We start from the raw sequence: 20,184 nt of genomic DNA on the forward strand, positions 1-20,184 counted from the left end.
TCACAGAAGGTTTGCCGCTTAAAGATGGACCCTGAAACAAGTTCAGGGTGACGGTGTGTATTATTTCGATGGCAACGACGGCTTCTCATTCAGTGGTATCAGCCCGATCAGCCCGTCACAATCTCCGAACGACCATAGCCCAAGGCTTCGGCCAATGCCTGCAACCGGCGCTGGACCGAGTTGGAGCGCAGCCGTGTTGCCTGACCGCTCAGCCGCAGGCGTAATATGGCGTCGTCGCCTTCGATCCGACTGTCCGACAAGGCGCGTCCGGTACCACCGTCGAGCCGCTGCGCCAGACGGATCGCCAAGCCCCAGATCACCGCCTGCGCCAGCGCGCCGGGCTTGGCGAGATTGGCCAGCATTTCCGGCAGCGTCCGCTTGCCTGCATGGACCGTCCAGAGGGCGGCGGCGATGATGGCACGGTCGCTGGCGACGACACCCGGCCAATTTCCGTCGAGCGCCAGATCAAGCGCGTGGTCGGCGCGATATTCGGGGTTCACATTCCACACGCTGTCCGACAGCAGGCAGGCGGCACGGCACAGCCGGGCGTCGCCATCGCTCTGTCCGGCGAACACGGGGGCAATCCAGTCGGCCAGCGCATCGCCATGAAAGGGGAAGCGGGCGAGGCGTTCGCCTTCAAAGCGGGTCGCGGCAATCAGCGGGTCCTCCCGCCGCTCGGCATCGGAAAGCTGGTCGAACAGCAATCCCTCACGCAAGCCGTAAATACTGGTGACCAACTCGCTTGGTTCCAACAGGCGGACAACGCCAGACAAAAGCGCCGTCGCCCCCGGTAATGCAGCGATACGCGCCGAAGCAACGACTTTGGTCTGGGCCAACGCCGTCGCATCATTAACCAGCGGCATTAACCGCATCGGCGCGTCGGATGGCATTTGGTAATTGGACAGGATGGTCAGCGGATATCCGACATCGTGCATGTGCAGGCGTGCAAATGAACGCCATGATCCTCCGATCATGTAAAAGGGCAAACCGCTCTCGATTGGAAAGCCGTCTTCGCCTTTTATCGCCGCGATATCGTCGCGCAGCATCTGGGTTATCTGCTTGGTGGTTTTGCCTTTCAGCACCGCATGGCGCAACGTACCCAGCGGCAATGATATGCGATCACCCAATTTGCCATCCGCCACGCGGATCAGTTCAAGGCTGCCCCCGCCCAGATCTCCGACATAGCCGTTGGCATGCGGATTATCGCTGACCACACCAAGGCCGGCAGCCGTTGCCTCGGTTTCGCCGTCGAGCACCTCGACCCGGATGCCCAGTGCCGCCGCGCTTTCGACCAGTTGCGCTCCGTTCTTTGCTTCGCGTGTTGCTGCGGTCGCCACCACGCGCAACGTGTCGACTTTCATGGACCGTGCGAGTGTTTCAAACCGCGCCAAGGCGGCCAGCGCCTTTTTCATTGTTGCTGCGTTTATGATCCCGTCGCCAGCAAGGCATGCACCCAGAGCGACACGGCTTTTTTCGTTATAGATCGGCATCGGCGCACGCGGCAGACCGGCATAGACGACAAGGCGAACTGTATTGGAGCCGATATCGATCACGGCCTGACGGACCGATTTCATCTCCGCCGGACAAGGTTTAACGTCGGCACCTTTTTGTCATCGGCCAAAGCGCCGCCGCGACCCGACAGCGATGCGTTGGTCATGAAATAATGGTGCAGATTGAACGGCATATCGCCTGCCTTGACCCTTTCGTACCGGCCATCCGACCGCAGCATCCAGCTTTGCTGATTGTCGAGCAGGTTTGCAACCATAACCTGATCTAAAATCTGGTCATGGACTGTCGGGTTTTCAATCGGCAGCATATATTCGACGCGCCGGTCAAAGTTGCGCGACATCCAGTCAGCGGACGAAATAAAGACCTTTGCCTTGGGATTGGGCAAGTCGGCACCATTGCCCATCGCCCAGATACGGCTATGTTCCAAAAAGCGTCCGACCACGGATTTTACACGGATGCGCGACGACATGCCTTTGACGCCAGGGCGAAGGCAGCAAATGCCGCGCACGACCAGATCGATTTCCACTCCGGCTTCGCTGGCTTCGTACAATTTGTCTATGACCGCCTTGTCGACCAGTGAATTCAGTTTTGCCCACACTGCGCCGGGTTTCCCCGCCTGCACATTGGCAATTTCCTGATCGATCAACGCCATTACCTTTTCGCGCAAACCCAGCGGGCTCATGGTCAGTAATTTCAGGTCGCTCGGCGGAATATAGCCGGTGATATAGTTGAAGATCTGGCCCGCATCATGGCCGACACGAGGGTCGGCGGTGAAGAAACTGATGTCGGTATAAATCTTGGCGGTGATCGGGTGGTAATTGCCCGTGCCCAAATGGCAATAGGTGCGAAAACCATCGGCTTCACGGCGAACAACCAGCGAGATTTTGGCATGCGTTTTCATGTCGACAAAGCCATAGACGACCTGAACCCCGCTATTTTCCAGTTGCGAGGCCCAGTGGAGATTCTGCTCCTCGTCAAAGCGTGCTTTCAGCTCGACAATGGCCGTCACTGACTTGCCGGCTTCCGCAGCTTCGCACAAAGCGCGAATGACGGCTGATTGCTTGCCTGCGCGGTACAGCGTCTGTTTGATGGCGACCACATCGGGGTCGAGCGCCGCCTGCTGTAAAAAGGCCAGAACGACGTCGAAGCTCTCATAAGGGTGGTGGATGACGATATCTTTTTGACGGATCGCGGCAAAGCAATCGCCATCATGTTCCAATATGCGTTCGGGAAAGCGCGGCGAATAGGGCGGGAATTTGAGCGAGGGGCGGTCTTCGTCCACCAGTTGGGCAAGGTCCCCGATGCCAAGGAAGCCAACGGTTTCAGCGACCAGTGATGACCCTGCACCCAATTCGTTGCGAATCAACGTCGACAGTTCCAGCGGCAAGCCTTTTTCCAGTTTCAGCCGGATAATCTTTCCCCGACGCCGCCTTTTGATCGCGCTGCGGAAATAGCGGACGAGATCTTCGGCCTCTTCCTCCACCTCTATATCGCTGTCGCGGATCACGCGGAATGCACCTGCCGCGATCAACAGATAGTCGGGGAACATCTGCCCTACAAAATGGCGGATCAAATCTTCGATCGTAACAAAGCGGGTTCCGGCACCCGGCAGACGGACGAAGCGGCGCAGCGATGATGGTATCATCACCAGTTGCCGGACAACTTCGCCATCATCCTTGCGGCGCATGTCGAAAATCAGGCTGATGCCCTGATTGGGAATGAAGGGAAAGGGATGGGCCGGGTCCAGCGCCTGCGGCGTTAGCACCGGCAATATCTGTTCGCGGAAATAGCGTTCGACTTCGGCCTGATGGGTTTTACCGATGGCGGCGGGTTCGACGACCTTTATGCCTTCGGCCGACAATTCCTTGATCAGTTTCTTCCACAATTTCTGTTGCTGGGCCATCAACGCATCGGCAGCGGCAACGGTTTCGGAAAGCTGTTCCGACGGGGTGCGGCCATCGATGGAGAGTTCCTCGATCCGCCGTTGCTGCTGCCCCCGCAAACCGGCCACACGGACCATGAAAAATTCATCGAGGTTGGTGCCGGAAATCGAAAGGAAACGCAGCCTCTCCAAAAGCGGGTGGGCGGGATTGGCGGCTTCTTCAAGGACGCGCTCGTTAAATTTCAGCCAGGAAAGCTCACGATTGAAATAGCGGCTGGAGGCCAGGTTTTTCTGTTGCTCGATCATGCTTAAACCTGGGGCGGGATTCACAAAATTTGTCCTTCCAAATACTTTGCTGCGCGGTGCCACGGAAACATTACGTTTTTACGGCGTTTATGCACCAAAATTGTAATTTTAGTGGCATTTAATTGTCATTGAAGCCACGCAAGCATGTCACACACCTTGCCTAATGCACCCTTGAGAAACATGATTTTACCAGGGGCTATCCAATGCAAAAGCGTTCAAATACATCAACAAATTTGTTCAAATTGTCCATGCTTAGCGGGGCCGCCTTGCTGACGATTTTACCGTCGGCTGTTATGGCGCAGGCCGCCCCTGCGGACGATGATCAGTCGCGAGACGGTGAAATTTCGACCTCGAACGAAATTGTGGTCCAAGGTCAGATTACCTATCGCAACCGCAGCGAAGCCGTCGAACCCGTTCTGGTGTATGACGCCGACTATTTCCAACGCTTTGAACCTTTGACAGCCGGTGATGCACTCAAACGCGTTCCCTCGGTAACCTTTCTGTCCGATGTGATCGAAAGCGACGGCGCACGGTTGCGCGGGCTGGAGCCGGGCTATACCCAGATACTCATCAACGGCGAAAAAGTCCCCGGTTCAAATGCAGACCGCAGCTTTTTCCTCGACCGCATTCCGGCCGAACTCATCAAACAGGTAGAAATCATCCGTTCGTCGTCGGCACGTCGCACGGGCGATGCTGTTGCAGGCACGTTGAACATCGTTCTGCGCGATGGTTATCAACTTGAAGGCGGCTATGTCCGCATGGGCGTGCTGCGCTTTGACGATGGCGAAGTGAAACCAAGCCTTGGTCTGGTTTACGGCGGTGCGCTTGGACCGGGCCGTATTCTCATCGGCGGGAATATTCAGGGGCGGTATAACCCGAAGCTGAAAAAGAGCCTGCGTTTCGGCGATTCGCCAGAAAATAATCCGAATTTTGAAACCGATGATTTTGACAATCGCGAAGACCAGACCGATACCCGCGATGGCACCGATTACGCGTTCAACGCCACCTATGACATTGACGGCGAAACCACCGATTTTGAACTGAGCGGCTATTATGTCCGCACTGACCGTATCGAGGATGAACGCTCGTTTGAATATGACGACCCGACGGCGCTCACTGGTCCTGTGCGGACCACGCCGGTCGCCGGAAATCTGCTGACCGACAATGCCAACTTCAACAGCATCAAGCAGGAAAGCTACAGCATTGCCAGCAAGCTGGAGCAGGAATGGTCGGCAGGCGTTACCAAGTTGAAAGTCGGCTATTCACGCTTTTCCGACAAGCAGGACGAAACCGAATTCGAAATTGACTTTGACCGGTCAACACCGCGCTTTACCGGCGATTTGACTGATCTTGATATTGTCGACAAGGAATTGTCGGTCGGCCTGGAACATGTGTTCAAACTGGGCGCGGATATTGAACTTGCCATCGGCGGATTTGCCCAGAACAAGGATCGCGACACCAGCATCCTGTCCATCCGTGACCGCTTCAACCTGACAGCGGCTGATCGCGCATATGACCAGTTTGGCCGCAACCCCGAAGAATTCGCCCGTCCCTTTGGTGTGCCGCTATTCACGCCCGGCAGCCTGAATACAATCGAAGAAGACCGGCGTGACCTGTTCGCGGAAGTCGAAGGAAAATCGGGTAGCCTGAGCTGGGTCGCCGGTGTGCGCTATGAAACCACCGACTTTGCTATCAATGACCTCACAGTTCCGGCCGCTTCTGCGGTTCAGGAAAATGACTATTCGTTCCTGTTGCCGTCGGCTTCGGTAAAGATCGAGGTTGGCAGCGGTGGCCGCATCACGGCTTCGGCGGCACGTACCAATCGTCGCCCGCGCCTTGATTTCCTATCGCCTGCACTGCTTGAGGCGGAATTGGGAGACAATGATTTGCTCGGTAATCCCGCGCTTCGTCCCGAAACATCATGGGGCGGCGATCTTGGTTATGAACAGCGTCTTGGCCGCACCGGTGTGATCGGCGTCAACCTGTTCTATCGCAAGATCAAAGACCTGATCGAGGTCGCAAATACCGGTGTGGAGGGGTCGGAAGGGCCAGGTACTTTTGTGCTACAGCCACGAAACACCGGCGATGGCGAGGTGTACGGGATTGAATTTGACCTGTCGACCGACCTCGGCTTTCTGGGCTTGCCCGACACGGGCGTGTTCGGCAACCTGTCGTTCCTTGACAGCGACATCACCGATTTTGGCGGAACCCGCCGTTTCAACGGCCAATCCAAATATGTTTACAATGCTGGCTTCATTCAGGACATTCCATCGGCTGGCGTCGCATTCGGCGCAACCTATCGCAAACAGGGTGGCGCGTTTGACCGGATTGTCGGCGAAGAAATCACCACAACCTATGGTGCCGATCTGGAAATCTTCATTGAAAAGCGTTTCGGCAACAGGCTGACTATTCGCGCGGTGGGGTCAAACCTGCTCAACGGGTCAAAGGATGAGGTGTTTAACAAGTTCAACACGATTGATGAACAGCTAGACCGCGATTTCGATGAATTTGAACTGGAAACCGAAGAAGCAGGCCCGGTCTTCCAGATCATGGCGCGGTACGCATTCTGATGCGTCAGGTCATTTGGGCATTGCCATTGCTCGTCGCCGGTTGCGCCACCCCGCAACCGGTTATGAGCCCGCTCACAACCGCGACCGTTTCGGCCAAGGTTGAAACCCAGCCGGTTGCGTCGATGGACGATGCCGCCGATGATCCGGCGATCTGGCGCAATGCGGCCAATCCGGCGGAAAGCCTGATCGTCGCCACCGACAAGCGGGCGGCGATCCATGTCTATGACCTGAAAGGGTCAAAGCTTCACTCCGCGCCGTCACCCCGGCTGAACAACGTCGATCTACGTGATCTGGGCGGGGCCAGTGGTGTATTGGTCGCGGCCAGTGACCGGCAGGATATCGCCAATGCCAAAATGGCGCTGTTCCGGCTGGATACGGTTGCAAAACAACTGGTGCCGCTGGGCAGCATAGCGGTCGGACCGGGCGAAGCCTATGGCATGTGCCTGTGGCGACGTGCATCGGACAAGGCACTGTTCGGTTTTGTCGTGATGAAAGATGGCCGCATCGACCAGGTCGCGATGGATCTGACCGGCCCGGTCCCCGCCGGTAAAGTCGTTCGCAGCATGAAATTGGGGACCCAGTCCGAAGGATGCGTCGCCGATGACCGCACCGGCGTTTTGTATGTCGCCGAAGAAGATGTCGGCCTGTGGAAATTTGATGCATCGCCCGACGGGCCAGTCACCGCGACGGCTTTGGCCAAGGCGGATGGCAAGGAAATTGTCATGGATGCCGAAGGCGTGGCGCTGTCGCCTGCTGGAGTAGACGGCGGCTATGTCATCGTGTCCAGTCAGGGTGACAATGCTTATGCGGTCTATAAATTGCCGCAAGCCAGCTATGTCGGTCGCTTTCGCATCACCGACGGGGCCATTGACGGCGTTCAGGAAACCGATGGCATCGAATTGATGCTGGGCGATTTCGGACCTGATTTTCCGGGCGGGCTTTTTGTGGTGCAAGATGGCGACAATCTGCCGCAGACCCAGAATTTCAAGCTGGTCAACTGGGCCGATGTGGTTGCCGCATTGGGCTTGTGAAAAGACCGGGTTGCAATAGCGGGCCTGCGGGTTAATTGCAGCGAATGACAAAAATCTGGTTCAATGATACGCTCGACCTGAAATCCCTCACCGCAAATGGTGATAAATCTATGCCGGGCTATCTCGGCATCGAATTTATCGACTTTGGCGATGACTGGATCAAGGCGCGGATGCCGGTCGATGAACGCACCAAGCAGCCTTATGGACGGTTGCACGGCGGGGCGTCGGTCGTTCTGGCCGAAACCATCGGCTCGGTCGGCGCGGCAATGACCATTGACCAAAGCAAATTTGCCGTGGTCGGCATGGAGATAAATGCCAACCATATCCGTCCGGTCAAGGACGGCTATGTGTATGCGGTCGCACGGGCGGAATCGATGGGGCGGACAACGCAGATCTGGTCGATCCGTATCGAGGATGAAGCAGGAAAACTGGTCTGCATTTCGCGCATCACGATGGCGGTGATTTCGACCGACCGGGCGTGATTGAAAAGCCGACCTGAGGCAATTGCCGTTGCGGCGGCAGGCTGCTATCACCAAGATGACACCGCTGGACAATATTGGGAAAATAGACAGATGACGATGAGATATGTCCGTGAATTCAAAGGATTTGCCGGCATCCGCCTCGAATCGGACGATATCGGCACTGCGGATGATCCTTCGATTATTTTATTGCACGGTTTCGGCCAGACCCGCAAAATCTGGGAAGATGTCGCAGTCGGGCTGGAACAAGCCGGACGCCATGTCATTAACGTCGATTTGCGCGGACATGGCGGCAGCGACTGGCCTTCTGACGCCCGCTATGATTTCGACGCCTATGTCGAAGATTTGCGGGCGGTGTTGGGCCAGATGCGAACACGGCCGGTGGTGGTGGCGGCGATGCACAGCGGTTGGATTGCGACCGCTGCGCTGGCCGAAGATGCCGCAACGCTGGCGTCAGGGCTGATTCTGGTCGATCCGCAATCGGAGTCCGGCGCCCAATCGGTCCGCGCATGTGCCGAAGAGCTGTCGGCATCGGTTGGACAGGGCCTTGCAAAGCCCGACTATGACGAACGTCTGCTGGACATTTTCGACGTTGACGGGTCGGGGGCACGCCTTTTGGATAGCGCCCCGCACATCAATATTCCCGTGCTGGTTGTGCGCGGTGCATTGGGGTCGGGCCATAGGGCGGAAAATAGCACCGGCTATGCCGATGCCTTCCCCAATGCCGAAGCGATCAATGTCGACGGCGGTGGATTGCTGGTCAATGCCGAACGGACCGAGGCATTTAACGGCTTGCTGATCGATTTTCTCGAACGCAAACAGCCGCGCTTCATCCCCGAATATCGGTCAGGTTCCGATGCCCGCACGTTGCGCGACGCCATGGGGTGCTTTGCCACCGGCATCACGATCATCACGGCGCATGACGCCGATGGGAAACCGATCGGCCTTACCGCCAACAGCTTCACCAGCGTATCGCTCGACCCGCCATTGTTGCTGGTATGCATCGCCAATAATGCGGGGAGTGCGGAAACATTACGATCGGCACAAAGTTTTGCGGTCAATGTCCTGCAAATCGGCCAGCAACCGGTGTCGAACCTGTTCGCAGGCAAGGGCGAGGATCGCTTTGCCGGCACACGCTGGGAAGTTGGCGAATATGGCGCGCCGATATTGCCCAGTTCGCTAGGAATCTTCGAATGCACCCGCAATGCCTTGCACGAGGCGGGCGACCATTTCCTGCTGGTCGGCAAGGTGGAAAAGGCGAGCTTTGAACCAAGGCGCGATCCATTGCTCTATTTCCGGGGAAAATACCGGCGGTTGCATTTCACCTAAAATCTACCAATCGGGCTGAAATATTTCAGCTAGCCTATTCTTGCCTGTACTATGAGTTTGGCCCAAAGGCGGAGAATATATTCTGTCAGGAGAGTCGAGATGCGGCAAATAGATCATTTCATCAATGGTGGCGCTGGTTCGCCCGGGTCGCGCTTCGCCGACATCATGGACCCCAATAATGGTGGGGTTCAGGCCCGGGTTGTATTGGGTGACCGCAATGTTCTGGATGCTGCCGTTGCCGCTGCCCAGGCCGCGCAACCGGCATGGGCCGCCATGAACCCGCAGCGCCGCGCCCGCGTGATGTTTGATTTCAAGGCGCTGATCGAAAAGCATATGGACGAACTGGCGCATATGCTGAGCGCCGAACATGGCAAGGTGATCGCCGACAGCAAGGGCGATATCCAGCGCGGGCTTGAGGTTGTGGAATTCTGCTGCGGCCTGCCGCATGTGATGAAGGGCGAATATACACAAGGCGCTGGCCCCGGCATCGATGTCTGGTCAATGCGTCAGCCTTTGGGCATTGGCGCAGGGATTACGCCGTTCAACTTTCCCGCGATGATCCCGCTGTGGATGGGCGCGGTGGCGACCAGCGTCGGCAATGCCTTCATCCTGAAGCCTTCGGAACGTGACCCGAGCGTGCCGAACCGTCTGGCGGAACTCTTTTTGGAAGCAGGCATGCCTGCGGGCATTTTTCAGGTCGTGCATGGCGACAAGGAAATGGTCGACGCGATCCTCGACCATCCGGCCATTAGCGCGGTCAGCTTTGTCGGCTCTTCGGACATCGCCCATTATGTCTACAATCGCGGTGTTGCGGCTGGCAAGCGCATACAGGCCATGGGCGGCGCGAAGAACCACGGCATCGTCATGCCCGACGCCGATCTCGATCAGGTGGTCAACGACCTGACGGGCGCTGCCTTTGGTTCGGCTGGCGAACGCTGCATGGCGTTGCCTGTGGTCGTACCGGTGGGCGACGATACAGCCGAGCGGCTGAAGGCCAAGCTGATCCCCGCGATTGCCGCGTTGCGCGTGGGAATCTCGACCGATGCCGACGCGCATTATGGCCCGGTTGTCACCGCGCAGCACAAGGCCAAGGTTGAAGGCTGGATCCAGACCGCCATTGATGAAGGTTCGGAACTCGTGGTCGATGGCCGGGGCTTCAAGCTGCAAGGCCATGAGGAAGGCTATTTCATCGGACCTACCTTGCTCGATCATGTCACCACCGACATGGAAAGCTATAAAGAAGAAATCTTCGGCCCCGTCCTCCAGATGGTGCGCGCCGCGAATTTTGAAGAAGCTCTCGCGCTGCCCAGCAAGCATCAATATGGCAATGGCGTTGCGATCTTTACCCGTAACGGCCACGCGGCGCGCGAATTTGCGGCGCGGGTGAATGTCGGCATGGTCGGCATCAACGTGCCGATCCCCGTGCCCGTGGCCTATCACAGCTTCGGCGGGTGGAAACGCTCGGGCTTTGGCGACACCGACCAATATGGCATGGAGGGCATCAAATTCTGGACCAAGGTCAAGAAGATCACCGCCCGCTGGCCTGACGGTTCGCCGGACGGCACCAACGCCTTCATCATTCCGACAATGGGCTAGGTCGCATGAAAATAGCCTTTATCGGACTGGGCAATATGGGCGGTGGCATGGCCGCAAACCTTGTGAAAGCAGGGCATGAGGTCAGCGCGTTCGACCTGTCGCCCGAGGCGCTTGCCCGGGCGAAGGAAAATGGCTGTGCTGCTTTTGATAATGTGCAGGATGCGGTTTCCGGCGTCGATGCCGTGGTGTCGATGTTGCCCAATGGGGCGATTGTCGATGTTGTCTATCGCACGGATGTCATCGGCCACGCGCCGCAAGGGGCGCTGTTCCTCGATTGCTCCACCATCGATGTGGACACCGCACGCACGGTAACGGCGGCGGCGGTAGGCGCTGGCTATGCGATGGTCGATGCCCCTGTGTCCGGCGGCATCGCGGCGGCCAATGGCGGCACGTTGACCTTCATGGTCGGCGGCACCGATGACGCCTTTGCCCGCGCTGAACCAATCCTGTCGGCGATGGGCAAGGCGGTCATCCACGCGGGAACCAGCGGCGCGGGGCAGGCGGCCAAAATCTGCAACAACATGCTGCTGGGCGCATCGATGATTGCGACTTGCGAGACATTCAGACTGGCGGAAAAACTCGGCCTTGACCTGCAAACTTTTTACGACATTTCGTCGAAGGCATCGGGCCAGAACTGGTCGATGACCAGCTATTGCCCCGTCCCCGGCGTCGGCCCGCAAAGCCCGGCCGATAATGACTATCAGGGCGGCTTTGCCACGGCGCTGATGCTGAAGGACCTGAAACTGGCGATGGCGGCGGCACAGTCTGTTGATGCCGATGTCCCCATGGGCGAAAAAGCCGCTGCGCTTTATGAAGCCTATGCCGACAGCGGTGCAGGCGGCCTGGATTTTTCGGCGATTATCAAGACGCTGTAAATTTGGAACCGCACAACTTATTCACGGCGAAGAAACATGTTCGTCTTGATACCGCGTTGGTTGCGCCACCGTTGAATTGTAGGATTTGTTCTGCCAATTCCGGCACGTCCTTTCCTTTTGGGGAAGCGGCTATTCTTTGAAATTGGGAATATAGGGAAATTTGTAGGATATTTTCTCACGCAGCGGCGTGAAGATATCAGCGTTTTCGGGGCTTTTGGTGTATGGGCCAGGTTGGAAAAGGGTCGTTTTCCACTTTTGATAAAACGCCCCCCAAGCTTCAGCCGAATTAACAAACGCCAAATCGCCACGGCTAATGCGTGGGTTATCGGACCCGACGGGAATTGGGGGCGATTGGAAAGTTTGAAGTCAAGAAAGGAGAAATGGTAGACGCTGAGGGGTTCGAACCCACGACCCGCTGATTAAGAGTCAGCTGCTCTACCAACTGAGCTAAGCGTCCCCATTTCGATGCGGCCAAATTGCCGGGCATCGTTTGGAGCGCCGCCTTTGATGGGATTCGGTGGCTTTGTCAAGCTTCGGCTTGTTGAGTCAGGTAAATTGACCACGCTTTGCACCCGGGTGACGTTCGATCGACATGATGATGCCGACGCAGATCATCATGGTCAGCATCGATGACCCACCATGGCTGACAAAGGGCAGGGGAATGCCCGCGACCGGCGCGAGACCGACGACCATCAGCAGGTTGATCATGATATAAAAGAAAATAGTGCAGGTCAGGCCCGCCGCAACGAGTTGGCCATAACGGGTCTTGCTTTGCATCGCGACGCGCAAGCCCCAGCGCATCAGGAGGACATATAATCCCAAAATGAAAAAGCCCCCGACAATGCCCCATTCTTCGGCCATGGTGGCAAAGACGAAATCGGTATGGCCTTCGGGCAAGTAATCGAGGTGGCTTTGGGTGCCATTGCCGAATCCTTTGCCAAAAATGCCGCCTGAACCAATGGCGATTTTCGATTGGGTGATGTGATATCCGGCACCCAATGGGTCATTTTCAGGATTAAGGAAAATCAGAACGCGGTCCTGTTGATAGGGCTTCATTCCGAAAAAATAGATGAGGGGCGCGATGACGGCCAATGCGCCGCCGGCACTTATGAAATAAATCAAAGGCAGGCCGGCCAGAAATGCGACAACACCCAACCCAAAGGCATATGCAATCGCTGCATCAAAATCCGGTTGAATGACAACTAGCGCGCTGGGCAGGACGAGCAAGGCAATAATGGGCCAGATTGCATCGATACCGTTAATGCGATTGGGAGGTAATCTGTCAAAAAACCACGCTGCGGCCAATACCATTACCGGCTTCATAAGTTCCGACGGCTGCAGCGTGATGATGCCAAGATTGATCCATCTCTGACTTCCGCCGCCGACAAAGCCCATGAGTTCGACGACAACGAGTAATATAAGAAGTATGAGATATAAGGGGAATGTAATCGATTTCCAGAATTCCATCTTGAGCCGGGACATGACAATGGCCATCGCCAGCAATACCAGAAACCGGGCGACATGCTTTCCGGCCCAAGGCTCCAAATGGCCACCTGCAGCGGAATATAACACTGTCGCGCCAAAGCCGACCAAGGCCATCAATATAAAAATGACGCGCCAAGGCAGGCTTGCAATGGGGGCCGGTACAATACCAGTCATGCGGTCGGGTCCAATGGCGGCGGTTCGGCAGGCTGCCCCTGGAATGCGGCATATTTTGCGGCCAGGCGCTGCTCGATATTTCCGCCCCAGCCCGCTTCAAGCGCCTCGAGCGATTTCATGGCCAATTCGCGATCATAGATGAAAGTCAAAACATCTTTCGCAATTGGCGCGGCGGCGCGCGCACCGCCCATGCCGTGTTCTATGACGACCGCTGCGCCATAACGCGGGTTGTCGACGGGTGCGAAGCATATGAAAAGACCATGGTCCCGATATTTCCATGCACCGGATTGACCGCGTTGCGCCCCGGCAATCCGCCGGACCTGCGCGGTTCCGGTTTTGCCGGCCATCATGATGTTTTCTAGCGGAAGCCGGCTGCGAACCGCGGTGCCGGCCCCATTGACGACCAGGTTCATACCATTGCGGACGATATCCAGATGCTCAGTCGGGAAAGAAAGGAGTGAAGGCGCGGCACGATTGCTCTTAAGGATTTGTGGATGAATATTTAGCCCTGACGCGATGCGAGCCGCCATCAGGCCCAATTGGAACGGACTTGCGATAATATAGCCTTGACCAATAACCGCGTTCAATGTGTCGGATTCAGTCCACGCTTGGCCCAATTTGCGTTGTTTCCATTCGCTGTCGGGAACCGTTCCATAGCGTTGCGAAGGGAAAGGAAGCGGAAATTCCTGACCCAGACCAAGTTCGCGGGCAATGGGTGCGATCTTGTCATAACCGATGCGCCTGCCCATCGAATAGAAATAGGTGTTGCAGCTTTTCATGATTGCGCTGGTCATATTCATCGTGCCATGTCGGCCCAGGCATTTGAAAACGCGATTGCCCAGCCGGTACCCGCCAGCACAGAAAACAGTTTCGTCCGGGTCGACTCCATTTTTCAATAAGGCGAGCGCTGCCATCGGCTTCAACGTAGAACCCGGCGGATAAAGACCTTGAAGCGCTTTGTTGAGCATCGGAATATGATCGTCCGAATTCAGCATCTTCCATTCAATGCGGCCAATACCATCGGAAAAGCTGTTCGGGTCATAACAGGGCATCGACGCCATCGTCAGTATGTCCCCGGTCAGACAGTCGAACACGACAACCGATCCGGATTCAAGTCCAAGGCGGCGCGCTGCGAAATTGTGCAAGTCGATGTCGATGGTAAGCTGGACCGACTTTCCGGGCGTGTCGGGCCGCGTGGTCAATTCCCTGATAATCTTGCCGCGCGCCGTCACTTCGCTCCTTTTGGCACCAGGTTCGCCTTGAAGCTTTGCTTCGAGCGTTTTTTCCAGACCATCTTTTCCAACTTTAAAGCCGGGGGTAATGAGCAGGGGGTTTTTGTTCTTTTGATATTCTTCGGCCGAAACCGTACCGACATAGCCAACGAGATGGCCAACCGCGGCACCGCTGGGATAAAATCGCGAATATCCTTGGCGCGGGCTGACCCCGGGGAGGTCGGGTAAACGAACACTGACGGCGGCGAAGCGTTCATAATCGAGTCCGTCAGCCACCTGTACTGGCTGGAACCCTTGGGCAAGCTGGAGTTCCCGGTGAATACGGTCCACATCGTCACTCGACAAGGCAAGCAAATTGGCCAGCGTCGCAATCGTCTCGTCCTTGCGGACGAGGCGATCCGGTATGATATCGACGCGAAAATCGGCTCGATTTGTGGCAATCGGCTTGCCATTGCGATCAATGAACCAGCCCCTGCGCGGCGGAATGATTGTCAGGTTGACCCGGTTGCTTTCAGCCAGAAGTTTGTACTTTTCATTATCGGCAACCGCAATATATGACATTCGCGCAGCGACCGTCGCGCCGATTGCAGCTTGGACACCGCCGACGAAAATAGCACGTCGGGAAAATGTGAAATCCAGTTGTCCCGATGTTACCTGCTTTTCGATTTTCATGTTGCCAATCGCCAGCTATCCAGTCGCGCACAAATTCGCACGACCAGCGGATATAACAATATCGACAGAATGATCTGGGGCAATAATATAGACGGGTGGCTTGCGGCATGCGCCATAGCAGTGATCCACAGACCGCCCAAGAGCGTGGCGATCGTCAACAATGCTGCGATCAGCCAATCTTGAATATGGTCGCGCCAGATCGCCCTGGAATCGATGATCTCAATAGTTAGCATGGCCAATGACCATAGAAGGCCTGCACTTCCAAAGGGTTGTCCACTGAAAATATCATCTGTTAAACCAAAGGGTACGCCTGACCAAACCGGTAAAAGCCCAGGTCGCATAAGCCGCCATGCCAGAAACATCAAAAACCCGAATGGTGGAAGGATGGGCAGCGGCGCATAAATTGGCAAAGTAGTAATCATTGAAGCCATGACCACCGATGCTATCGGTATTGCCAGCATTTTGAGCGTCGATTGTTCGCGGTCGAACCGGCTTTCATATTCGCGACCGGGTCGCAATGGCAAACGGATCGCGGTAACTGGGTTTTTCACTCGGTCACCTCTTTGACCATGCCATCTGGTGCGACCGCCTGTTGCGCTTTACGCGCCTCGGCCTGATAAGCGCGCATCACTACGGCATAAGGTGAATTTGAAGGATCGGCCAAAGGGCGGGCAAGAGCGCCATCATTCGTCTTTCGAATGACGCGGGCAAATGGAATATTGGGCTGATAGAGACCGCCATTGCCGGACGTTACGATGATGTCACCAACCTTGAACGGACTCTCACCAAGATTGAGGGGTTTAATCACGACCAGTCCATTGCCAAGCCCGGCTGAAAATGCAGGGAGTCCGTCTTTTACCCGCATGACCGGGACGAAGTTTTCTGCATCGGTGATTAGTAATATTCGGGCTGTGGTTGGTCCGGTCTCGATTACGCGCCCGATTAGTCCGGCGGGCCCGCGAACAGGTTGCGCTCGTTCAACGCCATAATTTGTCCCGATGGAAAGCGTAGCGACGCGCCGGGTGCTTGATGCGGTTGAGCTGATGATTCGGCCAACAGCAATCTGCTCCGACATTTCCTCTTTCAATTTCAAGATGCCTCGCAGACGTGCATTTTCGACTTTCAACGCCCGGGCTTCGATCAACTTTGTCCGGCTTGCCGCTACTTCTTTGGTGAGGGCCGCATTTTTGGACGCCGCATCCAGATAAGCCGACATATTGCTGCCAATTTCGTTGCTGCTCCGGCGAATATTATTGAAAAACCGTGCAATCGGGGCAGTGATTTCTGCACCGACAGTTCGCAATGCTGCGAACCCCGTCGGATCAGCCACCGATATAATTAGCAACAAAGCAGCCACCACCGTTCCTGCAATCGCGATTACATAAGTCGCGAACAGGCCATATTGCGCCTTCCGGGAAAATCCGGGGCGCCGATGGGGTGGCGGCGCCATGCTGAAATCCTAAATCAGGCTGTCAGCAGGACGCCGCGGAAGATCGGATCTTCCATTGCTCTGCCTGTCCCGATTGCCACACAGGTGAGCGGATCTTCGGCGACCGTAACCGGCAGGCCGGTTTCATCACGCAGATATTCATCCAGGCCCTGCATCAACGCCCCGCCGCCTGTGAGGACAATGCCCTGGTCGACGATATCAGCGGCCAGTTCGGGGGCGGTGTTTTCCAACGCGATACGCACGCCTTCCAAAATTGTGCCGATAGGTTCGGAAAGCGCCTCTGCAATCTGGCCTTGGTTGATGGAGATTTCCTTTGGCACACCATTCACCAGATCGCGGCCCTTGATGTGCAAAGTGTGGCCAATGCCGTCTGCGGGCGGACGGGCGGTCCCGAAGTCTTTCTTGATCCGTTCCGCCGTTGCTTCGCCAATCAACAGATTATGGTGTCGTCGCACATAGGAGACAATTGATTCGTCCATCTTGTCACCCCCTGTGCGAACCGAAGTGGTGTAAGCAAGGCCACGAAGCGACAGCACCGCAACTTCGGTTGTACCGCCTCCAATATCGACGACCATTGAACCGATGGGTTCAGTCACGGGCATATCAGCGCCTATTGCGGCCGCCATCGGTTCTTCGATCAGGAACACTTCCGATGCGCCGGCATTTGACGCTGCATCGCGTATGGCGCGGCGCTCCACAGAGGTCGAACCTGAAGGAACGCAAATAACGATTTCGGGGTAGCTGAACATCCGGCGTTTGCCGTGCACTTTATGGATGAAGTGCTTGATCATCTGTTCTGCAACATCGATGTCCGCAATCACACCATCGCGCAACGGGCGGATCGCTTCAATGCTGTCGGGCGTTTTGCCCATCATCAACTTGGCATCATCACCCACCGCTTTGACACGTTTGATACCATTTATTGTTTCGATGGCAACCACCGAAGGTTCATTCAAAACAATACCCTGACCACGCACATAAACAACGGTATTCGCTGTGCCGAGGTCGATTGCCATATCCTGTGATGCGAAACGGAAAAACTTGCCAAAAACCATTTAATGTCCACCCAATCCAAGTCTGGTCAGAATCCTTTTGAGCGCGCCCAAAACAATCGCGCGGTCCTAGCGGAATTTGCTGTTTTTAAAAACAGGTATTTGGCTGGAATGCGAACGATTAAGGAGTCGCCTGCACGGGCCGCTTGGGCTAGGAATGTCGACATGTCAATAAGAAGACTTCCGGAAAATCTGGTCAATCGCATTGCTGCCGGTGAAGTGGTAGAAAGACCGGCCAGTGCGTTGAAGGAACTGGTTGAAAATGCCATCGATTCCGGTGCGCGAAATATCGCCGTCCGCCTCGCTTCGGGTGGCATTGATCTGATCGAGGTTGCCGACGATGGTTGCGGTATGTCGCCGGATGATATGGCATTGGCGTTGGAACGTCACGCCACGTCTAAATTACCGGGCGAGGATATTGATCTGGTTGCTACACTGGGCTTTCGCGGCGAAGCATTGCCTTCGATTGCGAGTGTGTCGACCTTGGCTATGGACAGCAGAGTAAGCGGCCGGGAAGGATGGCGGCGCGTTGTCGACCACGGCGTGTTGACGCACGAAGGTCCTACCGCATTGCCACCCGGAACCCGGGTGCGGGTCGAAAATCTATTTGGCAAAGTACCCGCTCGACGCAAATTCCTGCGTAGTCCGCGTGCAGAATATGCGGCTGCACTTGACACCATAAAACGGCTGGCAATGGCGCGTCCCGATATCGGGTTCACGGTCGAGCATGATGGTCGCCGCGTTCTTGCGGTCCAGCCGGATATGCAGCGTCCCGAAAGGGTGGCAGCGTTGACCAACGCGGAGTTGATCGACAATAGCGTGGGCCTCGACTTCGAACGCGAAGGAGTGCGTTTGGGCGGTATTGCCAGCCTGCCGACTTACAATCGCGGCATATCCGACCATCAATTTCTGTTTGTGAACGGGCGACCTGTTAAGGACAAGCTGTTGATCGGGGCGGTACGCGGCGCTTATGCCGAAATGCTGGCGAGAGACCGTCATGCCGTCGTGGCGCTGTTTCTCGACCTTCCGTTCACCGAGGTTGATGTGAACGTCCATCCTGCCAAAACCGAAGTTCGCTTTCGGGAACCTGCGCTCATTCGTGGCATGATCGTTTCCGGTCTGCGCCACGCACTGGACCAGTCGGGATTTCGCGCCGTGCAACGCCCCGCTGCCGATGCGCTTTCTGCCTGGCAACAAGAACCGGTGCGGACGGCGCAGGGTGATATTTTTGCCGCACCACGCACATTTTATCAGGGCAACTACGCCCCCTCTTTTTCGTCGCTGGCCGAAAAGCGGACCAGTTTTGGGGATATGCGCGGTATCGTCGGCGAGGATCTTGCACCGCTGATGGGCCGCGCTGCCGAAGCAACCGACCCTGTCCCGGAAAGCCGCAGCCATCCGCTCGGCGTCGCACGCGGGCAGGTGGCGAACACTTACATCGTGGCCGAAGCCGAAGATGGCCTGGTCATTGTGGATCAACACGCCGCGCATGAAAGGCTCGTGCTTGAACGGATGCGCGGGGCAATGGCGCAGGCAGGCGGTGCCGTCCCATCGCAGGCGTTGTTGCTTCCGCAAGTTGTTGAGCTGGACGAATCCGCCTGCGACCGGCTAGAGGCGCGTTTGGAAGAGCTGTCTGCCTTTGGCCTCGAACTTGAACGCTTTGGTCCGGGCGCAATACTGGTCCGCGCAACGCCCGCAATGCTCCGCGGCGGTGATGCCAAAGGATTGATCGAGGATCTGGCCGACGACCTTGCGGCCTATGATCAGGCCCTGTCGCTGAAAGAACGCATCGACCATGTCGCAGCCACCATGGCGTGCCACGGGTCAGTGCGGGCGGGGCGCGTGCTGTCAGTCCCCGAGATGAACGCGCTGCTCCGCGAAATGGAAGTGACGCCGCGTTCGGGGCAGTGCAATCATGGGCGTCCGACTTGGGTGAAGCTGGCGCTCGGCGATGTTGAAAAGCTGTTCGGCCGAAAATAATTTTCTCGCAATCGACGAAAGGGCAATGACGATGCAACATAACTTCTGGTGGTTACGCGCTTCCCAGCATCCATCCTATGACTAGCCCGATAGCCGTACCCATTATCGTAAGCGTAACTCCGAAAATGGCATTCATCCTCACAAGTGGCGATGTGTGTGTCCACAAAAATTTAGGTTGATTTAACATCTGATTTACAGGCTCGATAGAAATTCGATTGGTTGCCGGTAATCTAGGTACTCCAAGCCTGCGCCTATCTTCATATTGCAGTGCTATCTGCCCCTTAGTTAAGCAGTCTTTGCCCGTAGAAGCGCGAACGATTCGAATGATGGAATTGGAAATCCCCTCTCCAGAATGGCATGATATCCTTACCAAAGCATCGCGTCCGCCAAGTTGCTTTAATGTGTCACCAGTTACCCTGATAACTCCCACATCTAAATCCTGATTTTGTGTATGAATGCTCGTAAAAGAGCGTATTTCAAACATACCTGAAATGGGCTTATTCGACATAGATGTTGTTCCGAGTTTGCGAAAAAAATCACGACTACGTATATTTCTATGTTT

At 56.2% G+C, this 20,184-nt stretch carries 14 protein-coding genes and 1 tRNA gene; 7 read left to right on the plus strand and 8 right to left on the minus strand.

Annotated elements, in window-relative coordinates:
* Window positions 1-107 precede the first annotated feature (107 nt).
* Window positions 108-1,574, minus strand: coding sequence for a Ppx/GppA family phosphatase (locus EUU23_RS00980; protein ID WP_160352275.1), 1,467 nt, complete (start codon window positions 1,572-1,574; stop codon window positions 108-110).
* Window positions 1,571-3,697 (minus strand): RNA degradosome polyphosphate kinase, encoded by a 2,127-nt coding sequence (locus EUU23_RS00985; RefSeq protein WP_160352276.1) that lies wholly within the window; start codon window positions 3,695-3,697, stop codon window positions 1,571-1,573. Before EUU23_RS00985 ends, EUU23_RS00980 begins: the two co-directional genes overlap by 4 nt.
* A 203-nt stretch (window positions 3,698-3,900) precedes the next feature.
* Between EUU23_RS00985 and EUU23_RS00990 the strand changes: the two genes are divergently transcribed.
* From EUU23_RS00990 to mmsB, 6 genes are all read left to right on the plus strand, one after another.
* A complete protein-coding gene (locus EUU23_RS00990; RefSeq protein ID WP_160352277.1) occupies window positions 3,901-6,267 on the plus strand; it encodes a TonB-dependent receptor plug domain-containing protein in 2,367 nt (788 codons plus the stop codon).
* A complete protein-coding gene (locus tag EUU23_RS00995; protein ID WP_160352278.1) occupies window positions 6,267-7,298 on the plus strand; it encodes a phytase in 1,032 nt (343 codons plus the stop codon). Before EUU23_RS00990 ends, EUU23_RS00995 begins: the two co-directional genes overlap by 1 nt.
* A gap of 44 nt (window positions 7,299-7,342) precedes the next feature.
* Window positions 7,343-7,780, plus strand: a complete 438-nt coding sequence (locus EUU23_RS01000) for a hotdog fold thioesterase (protein ID WP_160352279.1) — start codon at window positions 7,343-7,345, stop codon at window positions 7,778-7,780.
* Window positions 7,781-7,870: 90 nt separating this feature from the next.
* A complete protein-coding gene (locus EUU23_RS01005; RefSeq protein WP_246155990.1) occupies window positions 7,871-9,106 on the plus strand; it encodes an alpha/beta fold hydrolase in 1,236 nt (411 codons plus the stop codon).
* Between the two features lie 99 nt (window positions 9,107-9,205).
* Window positions 9,206-10,702 carry a CoA-acylating methylmalonate-semialdehyde dehydrogenase gene (locus EUU23_RS01010; RefSeq protein ID WP_160352280.1) on the plus strand — a complete coding sequence of 499 codons (1,497 nt, stop codon included), beginning with the start codon at window positions 9,206-9,208 and terminating at the stop codon, window positions 10,700-10,702.
* A 5-nt stretch (window positions 10,703-10,707) separates the two neighbouring features.
* Entirely contained in the window at window positions 10,708-11,577 is an 870-nt protein-coding gene (gene mmsB / locus EUU23_RS01015) for a 3-hydroxyisobutyrate dehydrogenase (protein WP_160352281.1), read from the plus strand.
* A 381-nt stretch (window positions 11,578-11,958) separates the two neighbouring features.
* Here mmsB and EUU23_RS01020 read toward each other — a convergent pair.
* The 6 genes from EUU23_RS01020 to EUU23_RS01045 all read right to left on the minus strand — a co-directional run bounded on the left by EUU23_RS01020 (window position 11,959) and on the right by EUU23_RS01045 (window position 17,645).
* A tRNA-Lys gene (locus EUU23_RS01020) sits at window positions 11,959-12,034 on the minus strand.
* 89 nt (window positions 12,035-12,123) lie between these two features.
* Window positions 12,124-13,236 (minus strand): rod shape-determining protein RodA, encoded by a 1,113-nt coding sequence (gene rodA / locus EUU23_RS01025; RefSeq protein WP_160352282.1) that lies wholly within the window; start codon window positions 13,234-13,236, stop codon window positions 12,124-12,126.
* The gene (mrdA, locus tag EUU23_RS01030; protein WP_160352283.1) at window positions 13,233-15,140 is read right to left on the minus strand and encodes a penicillin-binding protein 2; all 1,908 of its coding nucleotides are present in this window, start codon (window positions 15,138-15,140) and stop codon (window positions 13,233-13,235) included. Before mrdA ends, rodA begins: the two co-directional genes overlap by 4 nt.
* The gene (mreD, locus tag EUU23_RS01035; protein WP_343032666.1) at window positions 15,137-15,691 is read right to left on the minus strand and encodes a rod shape-determining protein MreD; all 555 of its coding nucleotides are present in this window, start codon (window positions 15,689-15,691) and stop codon (window positions 15,137-15,139) included. The genes mrdA and mreD overlap by 4 nt, the downstream gene beginning before the upstream one ends.
* Entirely contained in the window at window positions 15,688-16,590 is a 903-nt protein-coding gene (locus tag EUU23_RS01040; RefSeq protein WP_160352284.1) for a rod shape-determining protein MreC, read from the minus strand. Before EUU23_RS01040 ends, mreD begins: the two co-directional genes overlap by 4 nt.
* 14 nt (window positions 16,591-16,604) lie before the next feature.
* On the minus strand, window positions 16,605-17,645 hold the full coding sequence (locus EUU23_RS01045; RefSeq protein WP_160352285.1) for a rod shape-determining protein: 1,041 nt from the start codon (window positions 17,643-17,645) through the stop codon (window positions 16,605-16,607).
* Window positions 17,646-17,807: 162 nt separating this feature from the next.
* On the opposite strand from EUU23_RS01045, the gene mutL reads away from it, so the two are divergent.
* On the plus strand, window positions 17,808-19,622 hold the full coding sequence (gene mutL / locus EUU23_RS01050) for a DNA mismatch repair endonuclease MutL (RefSeq protein WP_160352286.1): 1,815 nt from the start codon (window positions 17,808-17,810) through the stop codon (window positions 19,620-19,622).
* The last annotated feature ends 562 nt before the right edge of the window (window positions 19,623-20,184 follow it).

The sequence above is a fragment of the Sphingorhabdus profundilacus genome, from assembly GCF_009769755.1.
GTDB lineage: Bacteria > Pseudomonadota > Alphaproteobacteria > Sphingomonadales > Sphingomonadaceae > Sphingorhabdus_B > Sphingorhabdus_B profundilacus.